16 protein-coding genes and 1 other RNA gene are annotated in these 14,966 nt (G+C 24.8%); 12 read left to right on the forward strand and 5 right to left on the reverse strand.

What is annotated here, in order from left to right; translation table 4 throughout:
- The first annotated feature begins 62 nt into the window (after positions 1 to 62).
- The 6 genes from dnaA (at position 63) to QEG99_RS00030 (ending at position 7,129) form a co-directional block, all read left to right on the forward strand.
- Positions 63 to 1,439 carry a chromosomal replication initiator protein DnaA gene (gene dnaA, locus QEG99_RS00005; RefSeq protein ID WP_280101960.1) on the forward strand — a complete coding sequence of 459 codons (1,377 nt, stop codon included), beginning with the start codon at positions 63 to 65 and terminating at the stop codon, positions 1,437 to 1,439.
- 136 nt (positions 1,440 to 1,575) lie between these two features.
- Complete coding sequence (dnaN, locus tag QEG99_RS00010) at positions 1,576 to 2,676, forward strand: DNA polymerase III subunit beta (RefSeq protein WP_280101961.1); 1,101 nt, start codon at positions 1,576 to 1,578, stop codon at positions 2,674 to 2,676.
- Positions 2,677 to 2,694: 18 nt separating this feature from the next.
- On the forward strand, positions 2,695 to 2,907 hold the full coding sequence (locus QEG99_RS00015) for an RNA-binding S4 domain-containing protein (protein WP_280101962.1): 213 nt from the start codon (positions 2,695 to 2,697) through the stop codon (positions 2,905 to 2,907).
- Positions 2,908 to 2,963: 56 nt separating this feature from the next.
- The gene (gene mnmG, locus QEG99_RS00020; RefSeq protein ID WP_280101963.1) at positions 2,964 to 4,781 is read left to right on the forward strand and encodes a tRNA uridine-5-carboxymethylaminomethyl(34) synthesis enzyme MnmG; all 1,818 of its coding nucleotides are present in this window, start codon (positions 2,964 to 2,966) and stop codon (positions 4,779 to 4,781) included.
- Between the two features lie 2 nt (positions 4,782 to 4,783).
- Positions 4,784 to 5,215, forward strand: coding sequence for a 23S rRNA (pseudouridine(1915)-N(3))-methyltransferase RlmH (locus QEG99_RS00025; protein WP_280101964.1), 432 nt, complete (start codon positions 4,784 to 4,786; stop codon positions 5,213 to 5,215).
- A 9-nt stretch (positions 5,216 to 5,224) separates the two neighbouring features.
- Positions 5,225 to 7,129, forward strand: a complete 1,905-nt coding sequence (locus tag QEG99_RS00030; RefSeq protein ID WP_280101965.1) for a M13 family metallopeptidase — start codon at positions 5,225 to 5,227, stop codon at positions 7,127 to 7,129.
- A 96-nt stretch (positions 7,130 to 7,225) separates the two neighbouring features.
- On the opposite strand, the gene QEG99_RS00035 is transcribed toward QEG99_RS00030, so the two are convergent.
- The 3 genes from QEG99_RS00035 to ffs form a co-directional block, all read right to left on the reverse strand.
- Positions 7,226 to 8,167 carry a hypothetical protein gene (locus QEG99_RS00035; RefSeq protein ID WP_280101966.1) on the reverse strand — a complete coding sequence of 314 codons (942 nt, stop codon included), beginning with the start codon at positions 8,165 to 8,167 and terminating at the stop codon, positions 7,226 to 7,228.
- Positions 8,160 to 8,342, reverse strand: coding sequence for a hypothetical protein (locus QEG99_RS00040; protein WP_280101967.1), 183 nt, complete (start codon positions 8,340 to 8,342; stop codon positions 8,160 to 8,162). The genes QEG99_RS00035 and QEG99_RS00040 overlap by 8 nt, the downstream gene beginning before the upstream one ends.
- Positions 8,343 to 8,422: 80 nt before the next feature.
- Positions 8,423 to 8,519: signal recognition particle sRNA small type (gene ffs / locus QEG99_RS00045), an RNA gene on the reverse strand.
- A 73-nt stretch (positions 8,520 to 8,592) separates the two neighbouring features.
- Here ffs and QEG99_RS00050 point away from each other — a divergent pair.
- Positions 8,593 to 9,609, forward strand: a complete 1,017-nt coding sequence (locus tag QEG99_RS00050; protein WP_280101968.1) for a TMEM164 family acyltransferase — start codon at positions 8,593 to 8,595, stop codon at positions 9,607 to 9,609.
- A 90-nt stretch (positions 9,610 to 9,699) separates the two neighbouring features.
- On the opposite strand, the gene QEG99_RS00055 is transcribed toward QEG99_RS00050, so the two are convergent.
- Both QEG99_RS00055 and QEG99_RS00060 read right to left on the reverse strand, forming a co-directional pair.
- Positions 9,700 to 10,686: an NAD(P)-dependent oxidoreductase gene (locus QEG99_RS00055; protein WP_280102355.1), complete on the reverse strand. Its 987-nt coding sequence runs from the start codon at positions 10,684 to 10,686 to the stop codon at positions 9,700 to 9,702.
- Positions 10,687 to 10,696: 10 nt separating this feature from the next.
- The gene (locus QEG99_RS00060) at positions 10,697 to 11,788 is read right to left on the reverse strand and encodes an AEC family transporter (protein WP_280101969.1); all 1,092 of its coding nucleotides are present in this window, start codon (positions 11,786 to 11,788) and stop codon (positions 10,697 to 10,699) included.
- A gap of 94 nt (positions 11,789 to 11,882) precedes the next feature.
- Here QEG99_RS00060 and QEG99_RS00065 point away from each other — a divergent pair, with 94 nt between their 5' ends.
- The 5 genes from QEG99_RS00065 to QEG99_RS00085 all read left to right on the forward strand — a co-directional run bounded on the left by QEG99_RS00065 (position 11,883) and on the right by QEG99_RS00085 (position 14,959).
- Positions 11,883 to 12,374: a hypothetical protein gene (locus tag QEG99_RS00065; RefSeq protein ID WP_280101970.1), complete on the forward strand. Its 492-nt coding sequence runs from the start codon at positions 11,883 to 11,885 to the stop codon at positions 12,372 to 12,374.
- A gap of 1 nt (position 12,375) precedes the next feature.
- Positions 12,376 to 12,864 carry a DUF4231 domain-containing protein gene (locus QEG99_RS00070; RefSeq protein WP_280101971.1) on the forward strand — a complete coding sequence of 163 codons (489 nt, stop codon included), beginning with the start codon at positions 12,376 to 12,378 and terminating at the stop codon, positions 12,862 to 12,864.
- Positions 12,864 to 13,253 (forward strand): DUF4231 domain-containing protein, encoded by a 390-nt coding sequence (locus QEG99_RS00075; protein ID WP_280101972.1) that lies wholly within the window; start codon positions 12,864 to 12,866, stop codon positions 13,251 to 13,253. The genes QEG99_RS00070 and QEG99_RS00075 overlap by 1 nt, the downstream gene beginning before the upstream one ends.
- A 96-nt stretch (positions 13,254 to 13,349) precedes the next feature.
- Positions 13,350 to 13,685 carry a S1 RNA-binding domain-containing protein gene (locus QEG99_RS00080; RefSeq protein WP_280101973.1) on the forward strand — a complete coding sequence of 112 codons (336 nt, stop codon included), beginning with the start codon at positions 13,350 to 13,352 and terminating at the stop codon, positions 13,683 to 13,685.
- Positions 13,673 to 14,959, forward strand: coding sequence for a glucose-6-phosphate isomerase (locus QEG99_RS00085; RefSeq protein ID WP_280101974.1), 1,287 nt, complete (start codon positions 13,673 to 13,675; stop codon positions 14,957 to 14,959). Before QEG99_RS00080 ends, QEG99_RS00085 begins: the two co-directional genes overlap by 13 nt.
- Positions 14,960 to 14,966: the final 7 nt, after the last annotated feature.

Below are 14,966 nucleotides of genomic sequence, written 5' to 3' on the forward strand. Positions count from 1 at the left end.
TTTATATGTTATAAAAGATTTTTATATTCTGTTTTTTAAATTTTCATTTATTATTTAATATTATGAATAAAAGCGACAATTCACTTAATAAAGATTTACCAACAATAAATAAAAAAATGAACATCTTTTTCGAACAAAAAATCAAGGACACAATTCTTTTTTCATCCTTTTTTTCGAATTTAAAAATCGATTCTTTTTCAGATGATGAAATTTACTTAGTTACTGACAATGAATTAACTCAACAAATGTTAGAAAACGATTATATGGATGTTGTAAAAGAATCGATAAAATCACTTTTTAATAAAAATATGTCAATTAAAATTTTGACCAAAAATCAAAAAAAAGAACAAAAAAATGCTATAAAATCTGAAAAAAATATTGACACAAAAAAAGCGTTTAAATCTAATTTGGTTTCTAAATTTAATTTTGATAATTGAATTCAAGGTTCGTTTAATAAAGATGTGTTAAGAGCATCAAAATCAATTTTAAACGGTGAAGAAATCGAATTCAATCCAATATTTATTCATTCCAATTCAGGAATGGGGAAAACTCATTTTTTACACGCTTTAGGCAACGAATTAAAAAAACAAAACAAAATCGTTTATTACTTAAATCCTGATTTTTTTACTAATGAAATTGCTATGAATCTTAAGGAAAAAGATGTAGAGCAAGTAAATAATTTGATTTCATTTTTAAACAGTGTTGATGTTTTGTTAATTGATGACATTCAAATGCTCGCAAATAGAAATAAGACTCTAGGAATTCTTTTTAATGTTATTAACACTTTGAATCAAAAAAATAAACAAATAATAATTTGCGCAGATAAAAAACCAGAAGAATTGGGAGGATTTGAAGAAAGGTTTATAACACGTTTTCAAGGTGGTTTGGTATTAGAAATAAAATCTCCAACTAATGATGATTTGTTAAAAATTTTAAAATTTAAGATTCAACAACAAAAATTAAATATAGAAACATGAGAGAGCGAAGCATTTAATTTTATTGTTAGAAACTTTTATAAATCAATCAGAGAATTGGAAGGTGCTATAAATAAAATTAAATTTTTCTCATCGGGTAGTCAGAAAAATATTAAATTTACCGAAATTGTTGTTAATAACATTTTTAGAGATGCTAGTTTTTCTAAAAGTGAAATAACAAGCGACAGAATTGTTAATTGTGTTGCTAATTATTATAAAATAAAAGTGAATGAAATTGTTGGAAAAAGCAGAAAAAAAGAAATTGTTGTAGCTAGAAATATGTGTGTATTGATGCTGAGAGATATGCTTTCATACTCTTATGAAAAAATCGGAATGATTCTTGGTGGAAAAAATCACTCAACCATTTTAGCTTCTTATAAAAAAGTTGAAAATGAAAAAAAAGTTGCTCCTGATATTAAAAACGCAATCATCAATATAAAAAATAAAATACAAAAAGCAACATAATTTAAAATGAATTTAAAACGATTAAAAGTGTGATTTTTCGCATAAAAAAACAATTAATAACAAAATTAACAACATTTAATAATAATAATTTAAATAAATAAAATATAATAATAAATAAAAATAAAGGAAAAGATAAATGAAGTTTATAATTAGTAAAAAGATTTTTGAAAAAGAATTTGATAGAGTTGGTACAGCTATTAATTCTATAAATTTTCTTAACTCTTTAAGAGGTATTTACATTGAATTAAAACAAGAAGGCTTATATTTAACCGGAAGCGATGGAGAACTATCTATTAAAGGTTTTATAGAAAAAGATAATATACAACAAATTGTTGAACCAGGAGTTGTTTTAGTTAATTATTATTTAATGAAAAATATAATTAAAAAAACATCAGGAATATTAGAATTTGAACTAAAAGATAAAAATCTTTCAATAAAAAATGATGATGATGTTTATAAATTAAATGTTATGGATAATGAAGAATATCCACTAATTAATTTTGAATTTTTTGGTTCAAAAATTATAGTAAATTCCGATAATTTGCGCAATGCGGTTAAAAACACCAGTTTCGCTGCAACTAGCGATAGTGTTGAGATGGTTTTTAATTGTTTAAATTTAGTAGCGAAAAACGGGCAATTAACAATTTCCGCTACCGATAGATATAGAATTGCAGTTGAAACCATTTCAATTGCTTCTGATGCTGAATTCAATATATCTATAGTGGCAAAAAACTTTAAAGATTTTATACCTTCTGATTATCATGGTGATATAGAAATTTATGTTGACAATAATAAGTTAGAAACAAAAATTGAAAATACCAGAATACAATGTAAAGTTTTAGATTTCCCTTATAAAGATTTATCAAATGTTTTTCCTAGTTTGCAAGATTTAATTTATAAAATTGATATAGAAAAAAAAGATTTAATAGATCTCATTTCAAAAGCAACGGCAATTTCTAGTGATCTTCATTACAAATTAAAAATATTAGTTAATGAAAATGAGTTTAGTATGATTGGTGATAAGGAAGAAATGGGAACTATAAATGTTAAAACTAAAAATTTTAAATATCAAAGCAAAGAGCATGAAGTTTTTTTTGCCTTGAACCACAAATATTTAAAAGAAGCAATATCGGTTTTCGAAGGAAAAATTCATATGTTTGTTGATAAAAGCATTAAAAGAGTTTTTATAATTTCTCCTTCCAATACAAATAACAAACAGTTAATAGGGACAACTTAATAGACAATAGGGAGAAAAATGAAAGTAGAAATAGTTGGTGAATTTATTAAATTAAGTCAATTTTTAAAAAAAATAAAAATAATTGATTCTGGCGGAGAGGCTAAAAATTTTCTTTTAAGACACGAAGTAACTATCAATGGTCAAAAAAGCGAATCAAGAGGTTCTAAAATTAAAATAGGCGATGTTGTCTGAGTTGATAAAGAAGTTTATTATATAATAGCAGCGGAATAAGGTAGAAGTTTTAAAACTTCTTTCTTTTTTATTAGCAAAAAGGTAGAAAGAGGAAAATGAAAAAATATGATGCAATCGTAGTTGGTGGAGGACACGCTGGAATTGAAGCGACATTCGCTCTAGCTAAACAAAAATTTAATGTTTTATTAGTTACTTTGGATAAAAATAAATTAGCTTCAATGCCTTGTAACCCTTCGATAGGAGGACCTGCTAAAGGAATTATAACAAGAGAAATTGATGCATTAGGTGGAATGCAAGGTGTTTTTGCTGACCAAGCGATGATTCAAATTAAAATGTTAAACGAGTCTAGAGGGCCTGCTGTTAGAGCGATAAGAGCACAAATAGATAAAGATAAATATTCTAAAATTGTTCTAGATGCAGTTCAAAAAAATCCTTTTATAACAATAAAAGAATCGATTGTTGATAAATTAATTGATGAAAATGGTTTTGTAAAAGGTGTTGAGCTTGAAAACGGGGAAATTTATTATGCAAATGCAATAATAATTACAACTGGAACTTATATGGATTCTAGAGTTTTAAGAGGAGATGTTGTTGAAAAAACAGGACCAGATGGTCAAAAAACATCATCAAAATTATCTAATTATTTAAACGAAAACGGTTTTGAAATAATTAGATTAAAAACAGGAACACCACCTAGGATTTGAACTGATTCAATCGACTTTTCTGAAGTTGACGAAGAAATATTGGAAAACAAATTATTAAACTTTAGTTTTAAATCTAAAAAAATATTAGATAAACAAATTCACTGTTATTTAACATACACAACTAAAGAAACGCATAAAATAATTTTAGAAAATTTAGATAAATCCAGTATGTATTCAGGATTGATAGATGGAATAGGTCCTAGATATTGCCCTTCTGTTGAAGATAAAATAGTAAGATTTAAAGACAAAGAAAGACATCAAATATTTTTTGAACCAGAAACAGCAAAAGGTGATTTAATGTATATAAACGGATTATCAACTTCGATGCCTGTAGATGTTCAAATACAAATGATTAAATCGATTCCGGGATTAAAAAATGCAAGAGTTGCTAAATGAGCATATGCTATTGAATATGATGCCATCAATCCTTTACAACTTAAAAAGAGTTTGGAATCTAAAATCCTTTCTGGTTTATTTTTAGCTGGACAAATAAACGGAACTAGCGGATATGAGGAAGCGGCGGGACAAGGGTTAATCGCCGGAATAAATGCTGCTCAATTTTTAAAAAAACAAGAACCAATTGAAATTTTAAGAAGTGAAGGATATATAGGCGTTTTAATTGATGATTTAGTCACAAAAGGAACACAAGAGCCATATAGAATGCTAACTTCAAGAGCTGAATATCGTTTATTATTAAGAAATGATAACGCTGATATTCGAATGGCAGAATATGCTTATAAATCACAGATGATTAGTGAAAGCGAATATTTAAAAATAAAAGAAAAATATTTAAAAATTACACAAAAAATTGAAGAATTAAAAAATGATTTTGTTTCTGCTAAAAGCGATATAGGAATTAAATATAATGCATTAAATGGACAATCAAAATTGCAACTAATTTCAAGACCTGATGTCGATTATAATGATATTATTAATGATTTTGAATATGGTTATGAAGTTATGGTGACTACCCGCTTGGAAGGGTATATTCAAAAACAAATTAATGAAGCTCAAAAAATGATCAGACTAGAGAAACTAAAATTACCTGAAAATTTAAATTATAATGAAATTGAAAATTTAGCAAGCGAAGCAAGAGATAAATTAAAAAAAGTAAAACCAACAACCATTGGACAAGCATCAAGAATTAGCGGAATTAACCCTTCTGATATTCAAATGTTGATGTTTTATTTAAATACAAGAAGAAAATAAAAATGAAAATAACAATTGTAGCAGTAGGTAATTTACAATTTAAATATCTAAATTTACTTGAAGAATATATAAAAAAAATTACTTTTTTTTCAAAAATTAATATAATTGAAATTAAGGAAATAAATGAAACTAATATTAATTTAAAAATTCAAAAAGAAACAGAAAAAATATTAGAAAGTATTCCAAAAAACAATTATGTAATACTTTGTTCATTAAGTGGCAAGCAATATAATTCTCAGGAATTTGTCTCTTTTTTTGACAAAAGTAATATCACATTTGTTATTGGAGGTTCTAACGGTGTTGATGAAACTAAATTTGAAAACAAAATTTGCTTTTCAAAAATGACATTTCCGCATCAACTATTTAGAATATTTTTAGTTGAACAAATATATCGTGCTTTTTCAATTAAAAACAATATAAAATATCATAAATAAGGAGAAAAAATGAATAAAAAAATTAAAGACGATTTTTATGAATATATTAACGAGCAGTGATTAAAAACTGCAAAAATACCTGACGATAGATCTTCTATTGGTTCGTTTGTTGAGATGGATTTGGAACTAGAAAAATTATTAAAAGGTCTTGTTTCTAAGTGACACCAAGACAATTCTTCAATACCTAACGATCCGTTAATTCACGAATATGTAAAATTTTATTCGATGATTTTAAATACAAAAAAAAGAGACGAACTAGGATGAGAACCAGTAAGAAACTTTTTATCTAAAATTGAAAATTTAAAAAATTTTAGCCAAATCCAAAATGCTAATAAAGATTTTTGAATTAACTACAACTTTTTACCTTTTTCATTATCTATAGATGAAGATTTTGCAAATAGCGAAAGAAGAATTGTTTGGATTTCAGAAGATTCAACAATATTACCTTCAACAAAAACATATGAAAATCAAGAAGAAAAAGAAAGATTATTAACTGTATGAAAAAATATGGTTAAAGAATTACTTTTAAGTTATGGAAAAAACGAACAAGAAAGTGAAAAAATTATTCAAAACTCAATTCAATTCGACGAGTTATATAAAAACTATGTATTAACTCCTGAAGAGGCGGCTGACTATGTTTCTTTATATAATTTAAAACAAAGAAATGAAGTTAACAAATATTCTAAAAACTTTAATTTTTTAGAAATTATTGATAGATTTGTAGGTCAAGAAGTAACTGAAGTTTCAATATTGAATGAAAGATTTTTTAAAAATTTTGATTTAATTTTTAGCGAAGAAAATTTTGAAAAATATAAAGATTTACTATTTGTAAAAAATCTTTTATCAACAACAACTTTTTTAACCGAACAAATTAGAGAAGTTGCTAACAAGTTTTCAAAAGCAGTGACTTCGATTGAAAAAACCAGAACATTAGAAGATTTTGCTTATGATAAAACTAACACATTTTTTTCAATGCCTTTAGGAATGTTTTATGCTAAAGAATATTTTGGAGAAAATTCTAAAAAAAATATTGAGCATATGATTGAAAATATGGTTAAAGTTTATACAAAAAGACTTTCTGAAAACGATTGACTATCAAAAGAAACAATAGAAAAAGCAATTGCAAAAATTTCAAAATTAAAATTTATGATTGGTTATCCAGAAATAATCAGACCTTATTATAATAAATTCAAAGTTTTGGGATACGAACAAGGAGGAAATTTATTTACTAACGCTCTGAAATTTAGTGAAGAAATTTCTAAATATAAAATTTCTCTTTATCATAAAGATGAAGATAAAAGATATTGATCAATGTCGCCTGCACAAATAAATGCTTACTATCATCCAATAAAAAATCAAATGGTATTTCCAGCGGCAATTTTAAATTTCCCTTTTTATAAATACGATCGTTGTTCATCAGCTAATTATGGAGGTATTGGAGCAGTTATTGCTCATGAAATATCACATGCTTTTGACAACAATGGTTCGCAATTCGACGAAAACGGACAATTAAATAATTGATGAACAGAAAAAGATAAAAGCGAATTTTTAAAAAGAACAGAAGCAGTTATTAAATTATACGATCAAAGAGAAACAGAATTTGGAAAGGTTAATGGAAAATTAACTGTATCAGAAAATATTGCAGATTTAGGTGGTTTTGAATGTGCATTAGAAGCTGCAAAAATGGAAAAAGACTTTAATCCAGAAGAATTATTTAAAAGTTGAGCAACCATTTGAAGATCCATTTATCGTGAAGGTGCAGCTAAAAGACAATTGGAAACTGACGTTCACTCTCCAACTAAAATTAGAGCAAATGTTGTTTTAGCAAATAACGAATTATTTGCACAAACATATGAAATTACTGAAAATGATAAAATGTACATTCCAAAAGAAAATAAAGTAAAAATTTGATAAATTAATTCATATATAAAAAGGACTACTTAAAATTTAAGTAGTCTTTATATTGTCTTATGATGATTATCAATAATTTTAGTTCATTATTTAAAACTATTACATTTTATCATTCATATTTAAATTTTCATAAACTATTTTAAAAACAACTTTTTTAATGACTAATCCTCTTAAAATTGAAAATAAAGCAAAAAATACAAAAAATAAAGCGATATATAATGCATTAAATGATTGTAAATTATATTTATATGTATAATTTTCCAAAAAGTTTAGTGATTCAACATTGATTATTACTAAGAAAAACAAAAATAGAATTCATATCATTCATGTAATTATTGTATTGATCAACAAAATAGCATCGATTTTTTTAACTATTTTATTTGATAAAAAATCTTTTGTTTTTTGTATTAATAGAGAACAAAAAACAGAATAATTAAATATTCAAAAAACAGTAACTATTTGTTGAATTAAAATAAATCCTTTATTATCATTGAAAAAGTCAATGTTTTCATCAACTTCATTATATTTATCAGCGTTTTTGTCAAAAAAATCAATAGAAATTTTACTACTTTTTTTGTTTTTAATTCTATTTATTATTATTTTTATTTCTTCATCTTGATAATTAAATTCTAAATTACTTTTATATTTTTTATTAATTAATTTCATTTCTTTTAAAAAAAGCAAATACATCAAATATGCTAATAAATTTAAAAGTAACAAAACAATAGAAACGGATAAAATAATTATTTGATTTAAACTGATTAAAAACGTTATTGTAATAAATAATATGAAAAAAATAAAAATTATAAAAGTTGGCATTAATATTGAAATAACTATTTGATTAATTTTAAATGCTATTTTTTTGTTTTCTTTTATTTTAACCAAAAAGAAGTTTCAAAAAATAAAACAAAATATAAAAGAACCAAATATTGGTAAATAAATTCATTTAGTAAATTTTATTTTAGAAAAATTAATTAAATGATATTGTTCTACTTTCAGTTCATTATTTTCAAAAAAGGATTTTAAATATTTTTTAAACATATGTACCTTTATAAAATTTTTTTAATATTTTATCAATTAAAAATTTTATGTTGTTATTCAAATTACTTTCTATTTTATTTATTTGTTTTTTATTTTTACTTGATAAAGTTGCAGATAAATCTATATCTTTTTCATAATTTATGTTTTTTGAATAAAAAAGCATTTTTTCCTCCATACTTTTTCCTTTCTATATTATTATCATATAAAATAAAATTAAAAATATTTATATGATAATTTTAATTAACTAATTATAAAAATAAATAAAAAACCACCGAACATAGCACTTCTCGATGTGGCTGCTTCATTTCTGTCCTGACCAGGTTACAAGGTTTCTATTTCGATGGCTATTTAATTATAAACTTTTTTTACAATTATTTAAAAAATTTTTTATAATTATATATAAAATAATAATAAAGGAGGAGTGGATGACTTTTTTCACCTGACGAAGAAATGTTGCCAGTTTTGAAGAATCGAAGATTATTTTCTATTTATTTTTTGCATTAGTATTATTTTCAGTATTGATTTTATGAATTTATCGTGAAAAAATAAATAATTATTTTAATCAAAAAAATAAAACAAAATTTCTATTTAACAAATTGACTGTTGAACAAATTTTTATTGTAATCGGATCTATCGCTTTATTCTTCTGTTTTTATAGAATAATTATTTTGATTATAAGTGATTATCCTTGAAAATGAGAATTATTACCGTTACATATGTGTAGATTTTTTATTTTTCTGCTTTCATTTTTATATATATTTAAAAGAGGATATTTAGTTAAATATTTTAGTATATTAGCAATTTTAGGCGGTATTGTTGGATTTGCTTTTGCTAACATAGGAATTGTTGAAGAATTTATTAAAGGAGATAGAATATATAATTCATTTGTTCCAGGAACTAGAGAATACGAGCGGGCAGGTATGAATGTAGGATATGATACAAGGGAAATGTGAGATTTTGCCCTATCTCATGGATTTGTTATTTTTATGCCTGTGTTTACCCATATTGTTTACGGGAAAAAAGCACAATTAACACTTTATTCATTAACTAGAGGATTAATTTTTCTTTTTATAATTGGAATATTAACATTCTTTTTAAATTGAATATTAAATGCTGTTGCTGAAAATACCGATAATGCCAAATTAAAAATTTCTTTAAATGCAAACTGACTTTATTTAGGAAAAGACGGAATTAATACACTGGGAATTTTGACTCAATGACCATATGCATTAATTACATTTTCATTTTTAATTCCAGCGGTTTTATATTTAAGTTATTTCTTTTATATCTTTTTAATTTCGTTTAAATTTAAATTTAATAAATATAATATTGTTAATAAAATAAAAGTTTTAAAATATAAAAAAATTTTAAGAGAAACAAATGAAAATATTTCATGAAAAAGCGCTTTTATTTTTAATGCAAAAAAAGCAAAATTAAATTAATACAGACATCAAAATAAATAAAAAATAGACCACAGTAAAATGTGTTCTATTTTTTATTTATATCGAGTATATTTTTTTCTTAAATTTATTTTAAACTTTATTTTTAGAATCATTTGTTGTTAAAAAATCATTTAAATTATCAAAAGAAGTTTCGACCATATTAGCGACTGCTTCATCAGTATAAGAACCGATATGAGGAGTTACAACAAAACGAGGATAATATTCCATTAATTTTGCAACGGTGCTATTTGGAACTTTGCTTTCATGTTTTTTAAAAAATATTTCAGATTCTTTGTTGAAAACATCGGTTGCTATAGCACTTAATTTATTTGTTTCTAAAGCTCATAATAACGCTTCTTCATCTTGAATTTGCCCTCTTGCGGTGTTGATTAAAATAGAATTATCTTTCATTTTTTCAATGAATTCTTTATTAATCATTTTGTCATTTTGACCTTTAATATATGGAATATGGAAGGAAATGATATCAGATTTTGCTAGTAGATTATCTAAGTCAGTGTACTCTAAAACTTCTTTCGCTTTTTCATTTGGATAAATATCATATCCATAAACTTTTGCACCAACAGATTTAAAAAAATGAGCTGTTCAATATCCGATTTTTCCTGTACCTATAACTCCAACTGTTGTGTTTTTAAATTCTCTAGCAAATCCAAATGCATCTACTGTAAAATCGTTATTTTTTCCTTTATCAGCAAAATGCAATGTTTTTCTGTTAAGCATTAATGCCATAGAAAAAGCTAATTCAGAAATTGCAGTTGGAGAATATGAAGGAACTCTTGCTGATTTAATATCCAATTCTTTCATTCTTTTTAAATCTAAATGGTCTGTTCCAACGGTTCTTGTTAAAAGATATTTAATTCCAAATGAATTAACTTTTTCAACAACAGCAGCTGTAACTTTATCACTAGCTCTTGTTATTATTGCATCAAATCCTTTTACTGAATCGACAGTTTCCTCTGTTAAAGCGTTTGAACGTAATTCTAATTCATATCCATATTTATTAAATTTATGAAAGATTGGTTCTTCAACTTTTCTTACACCAAAACAAATAACTTTTATTTTTTTCATATTAAAATGCTGCTCCACAAATTAAAATTCAAATTGGCATTATTATAATTGCTAAAAGCGTTGAAAGAGCTGAACATTGAGCAGAATATGTTTCTTGCATTTTGTATTTCATTGAATAAGCAATAACAACAGTTGCTGGTGGAACTGCTGCATAAATAACCATCGCTCCAGCCACACCTGGTGTTACTTTTCCATATTTTACAAAAGGTAACATTACTAAAAACATAATCGCAGGAATTACTATTAATTTAGCAAAACAAAATAGTCAAACTTGAACACTAGAAACAGCTTGTTTTAATGGTGTTGCAGCTAGTGTCATACCAATTGTAATTCAAATTAATGGTGAAGCTAAAGAACCTAAAGTTTGGAAAATTTTATGAATTGCAGGTAATGTTGTCTTCAATTCGAATCATCCAACATATTTAGTTTCATTTACTTTTCATGTTCCACCTGGAATTAATTGACTTAATCAGAAAATCAATCCTAAAAAAGTTGCAATAACGATTGGATTTAATAAAGCAGTTTTTATTGATTTAGTAAAGTTTTCTTTATTAAATTTTAATCTTGCCATTAACATAAAACATAATGAATATAAGAAAATTCTGTAAGGAATATTTCAAATATTAGCTGCTAAAATTCCTGTATTACCATAAACTGCTTGAATTATTGGTTGACCAAAAAATGTTGTTGAACCAAAAATAAGCATCATTCAAATAACTAGTGCTTTTGATTCAGTTACATTTTCTCCCCCAATTTTCTTTGCTAGTTTAGTTTTCGCAAGAGCAACTGTCCCGAACTTAACTCATAAAAGAGCTATTGCATTTAACAAAATATAAAATGCAAATGAAATTGCTAAAATTATACTTTGTTCGATTAATGAATCGATTGTAATAGTATTCATAAATCCACTAAATGCTAATGCAGGTAGCGCAATTAGCAATACTATTTGATTTATAATACCCTTTCCTTCTTGTTTTAATAATTTAAATTTTGTTAAACCATAACCTAATGCAATGATTCCGATTGAGGCTATAATAGCACCTCAAAGTCCTTGATTAGATAAAGTTAATTTAAGTTGTGATAAAAGATCCACGATCACCCCTAATTATTTTTTTGAGTATAAACTCTTATACATTTTATCATTTTCATAATTTAAAATAATAGTATAATTAAAAAACGGAGGAATTTTGAAAAAAACAGATGAAAAATTAATTAATTATATGGAAACTAAAAGAAAGAAGTTAGCAAGAGAGATGTTGATTTCTTCTGTTTCTGATAAAATTATCCAATGAACTTTAACTATATTAAATTTGGTAATAATCGCTTTAGCTTTAACGGTTGTAATTATCGAAACAAATAGATTTAATAATATCCCATCTGAAGAAAGAAAATCATTTTTAGATGAATTAGGACTTACAGTTGTTTTAGCATCATCGATTGTTTTAACTTTTATATTTAACTTATTTTTATCAGTTTACAAAGAGGTTATGAAATATAAAAGTTATAAAAAAGCAATGAGAAAAATTTCATATATAACTTATAAACTAAAAGAAGATAAAGAATACGATTCTCAAGAGTTTGAAAAAGATTTTCAAGCAATATTAGATGAACATTTAAAAAAGAAAAATGTTTCTAAACGACAATTGATTAAAAAATTTATTTTAAGAGGAGGAAAATAAAATGATTTATGATTCAAAAATTTTTAATTCCACTCAAGAATTTATGAAATATATTGAAAGAAAAACAGAAATAAAAGCTAAAATATATAAACACATTTATCGAATTAACAGTGTTTTCGCTTTATTTTTTTCCTTCTTTTCAACCATAATGGGTACAGTTAAATTGGCCGCATCAAAACTTTCTGAATTTTCTGGTTTTGCAAATTTATTTGTTAGATTAGATGATAGCGGAAAAGCGGTTGATCAATGACCTGTTTTTACCTTATGAATAGGAATAGCTATTGCTATAATTAATGGTTTATTAGCATTATTTGTAATTAGAAAAAAATGAATTAGAAATCAAAAAGTTAACAATTTAATTCAGCTTGAAAAGATTTTTTATACAAATGGTGAAGGAAAATATAATAATGAAGAAACGAAAGATATTATTCTTTTTGAAAAAGTTTCTGAAATTTTAGATATCAAATATTCTAGAAAGGATATAAAATAGTGAAAGATAATTCTCAAGAAATTTTAAAAGCAGAAAAAACAATTAAAGAATTAAAGAAAAAATATTTTATATCTAAATCCGTATTTTTAGCGGTTAGTATTTTTTTAATTTTAGCGAGCGCATTTAATGGACTTTTATCGGCTTATGCAATTGTTAAAAATAATCAAATTATTCCGCTTTGAATTTTCGTTTCAATCGCTTTTATTAATGCAATTATCGCCTTTTTATTGGCGATTTCAGCATTATGTAATTTCGATAAGAAAAAAGATGCTAACAAAGAAAAAATAATGTTTTTAATTCAAAAGGAAAAAGAATTAAAGGAAAATCCTAAACTAGTAGATAGAGATAAATTAATTAACGATTTAGCCACAATTGACTTAGATGAATAAGATAAGAAAAAAGCACAGAAAAAACTATTTTGTGTTTTTTATTTCTCTTAATTTATTATAAATAAACTTTATAAAAGTGTATAATTTAAAATAGTTATGAAAAACGGTGATATAGTAACAGGAAAAGTTAAAAGTATTAATAAAAATTACTTTTGAGTTGATTTGCCCAATGATTATCAAGGGGTTGTTTTTATACAAGAAGTTAGTGATTATTATATAAAAAATTTAAGTGAAATGTTCGTTTTAGGTGATGAAATAAAATTAAAAGTTTTAAGTGTGAGTCACAGAAATAAAAAAGCATCTCTTTCATTTAAAGCAATAAGACCTAAATATTTAAAAATTCCTTTTACATATAAGATAAACGAAACAAAAAATGGATTTGAAAACTTATTTCAACATGCAAAAAAAGAGGTGGAAAAATGAAGAAAATAATTTTAAATTTAGAAAATGCAATTTCTGAAAAAGAAATTCAAAAATATCAAGAAAAAGTTTCAAAAATTAACGAATCTATGAACAATTTTACTAGTGAAGGTTCCGATTTTTTAGGATGAAAAGATTTACCTGAAAATAGTAATTGAAAAGAAATTGAGCAAATGAAAAAATCTGCAAAAATTTTACATGATAAAAATATTGAAACTTTAGTTGTTATCGGAATTGGTGGCTCTTATTTGGGTGCTAAAGCAGCAATTGATTTTGTTCATGGTCAATATCCTGGAAAAGAAAGAAAAATGGAAATTGTTTTTGCAGGAACATCAATTAGTTCAACATCATTAGCACAATTATTAAATTATGTAAAAAATAAAAAATTTGCAATAAATGTTATTTCCAAATCTGGAACAACAACCGAGCCAGCAATTGCCTTTAGGTTTTTTAAAAACTTATTAGAAGAAAAAGTAGGAGCAAAAGAAGCTAATGAATTAATTTTTGCAACAACAGATGCTAAAAGAGGTACATTATTTGAATTTGCAACAACAAAAAAATACCAAAAATTTGTTATTTCTGATGATATTGGAGGAAGATTTAGCGTTTTATCTCCTGTCGGTCTTTTTCCGCTCATTTGTGCAGGAATTAATGTAGACGATTTATTAGAAGGAGCAAAAGAAGCTAATAAAATTTATAAAGACAATTCGCTAGAAACAAATGACGCTTATAAATATGCTGTAACAAGATTTGTATTAGGTAAAAAATATAGCACAGAAATGCTAGTTTCTTATGAACCAAATTTTTCATTTTTTAACGAATGATGAAAACAATTGTACGGTGAAAGCGAAGGAAAAGAAGGAAAAGGTTTATTACCAACATCCGCTGTTTTTTCAACCGATTTACACTCATTAGGTCAATTTATTCAAGAGGGATCGAAAATTTTATTTGAAACAGTAATGACTGTTAAAAATCCTAAATATGATTTAACAATTACTGAAGATGTAGAAAATTTAGATAAATTAAATTATTTAGCAAATAAAACTGTTCATTATGTAAATGATGCTGCATTTAAAGCAACAACAGATGCCCATGTTAAAGAAGGGAAAGTTCCTAATATTCACTTACTTTTAGATGACTTTAGCGAAAAAACTTTAGGTTGATTAATAATGTTTTTCGAAAGAGCATGTGCCATTTCTGCATATTTATTAGAAATAAATCCATTTAATCAACCGGGAGTTGAAGTTTATAAAAAAAATATGTTTAAAATTTTAGGAAAAAATTAAAAAATAT

This window comes from Mesomycoplasma lagogenitalium, assembly GCF_029854295.1.
Lineage (GTDB): Bacteria > Bacillota_I > Bacilli_A > Mycoplasmatales > Metamycoplasmataceae > Mesomycoplasma_A > Mesomycoplasma_A lagogenitalium.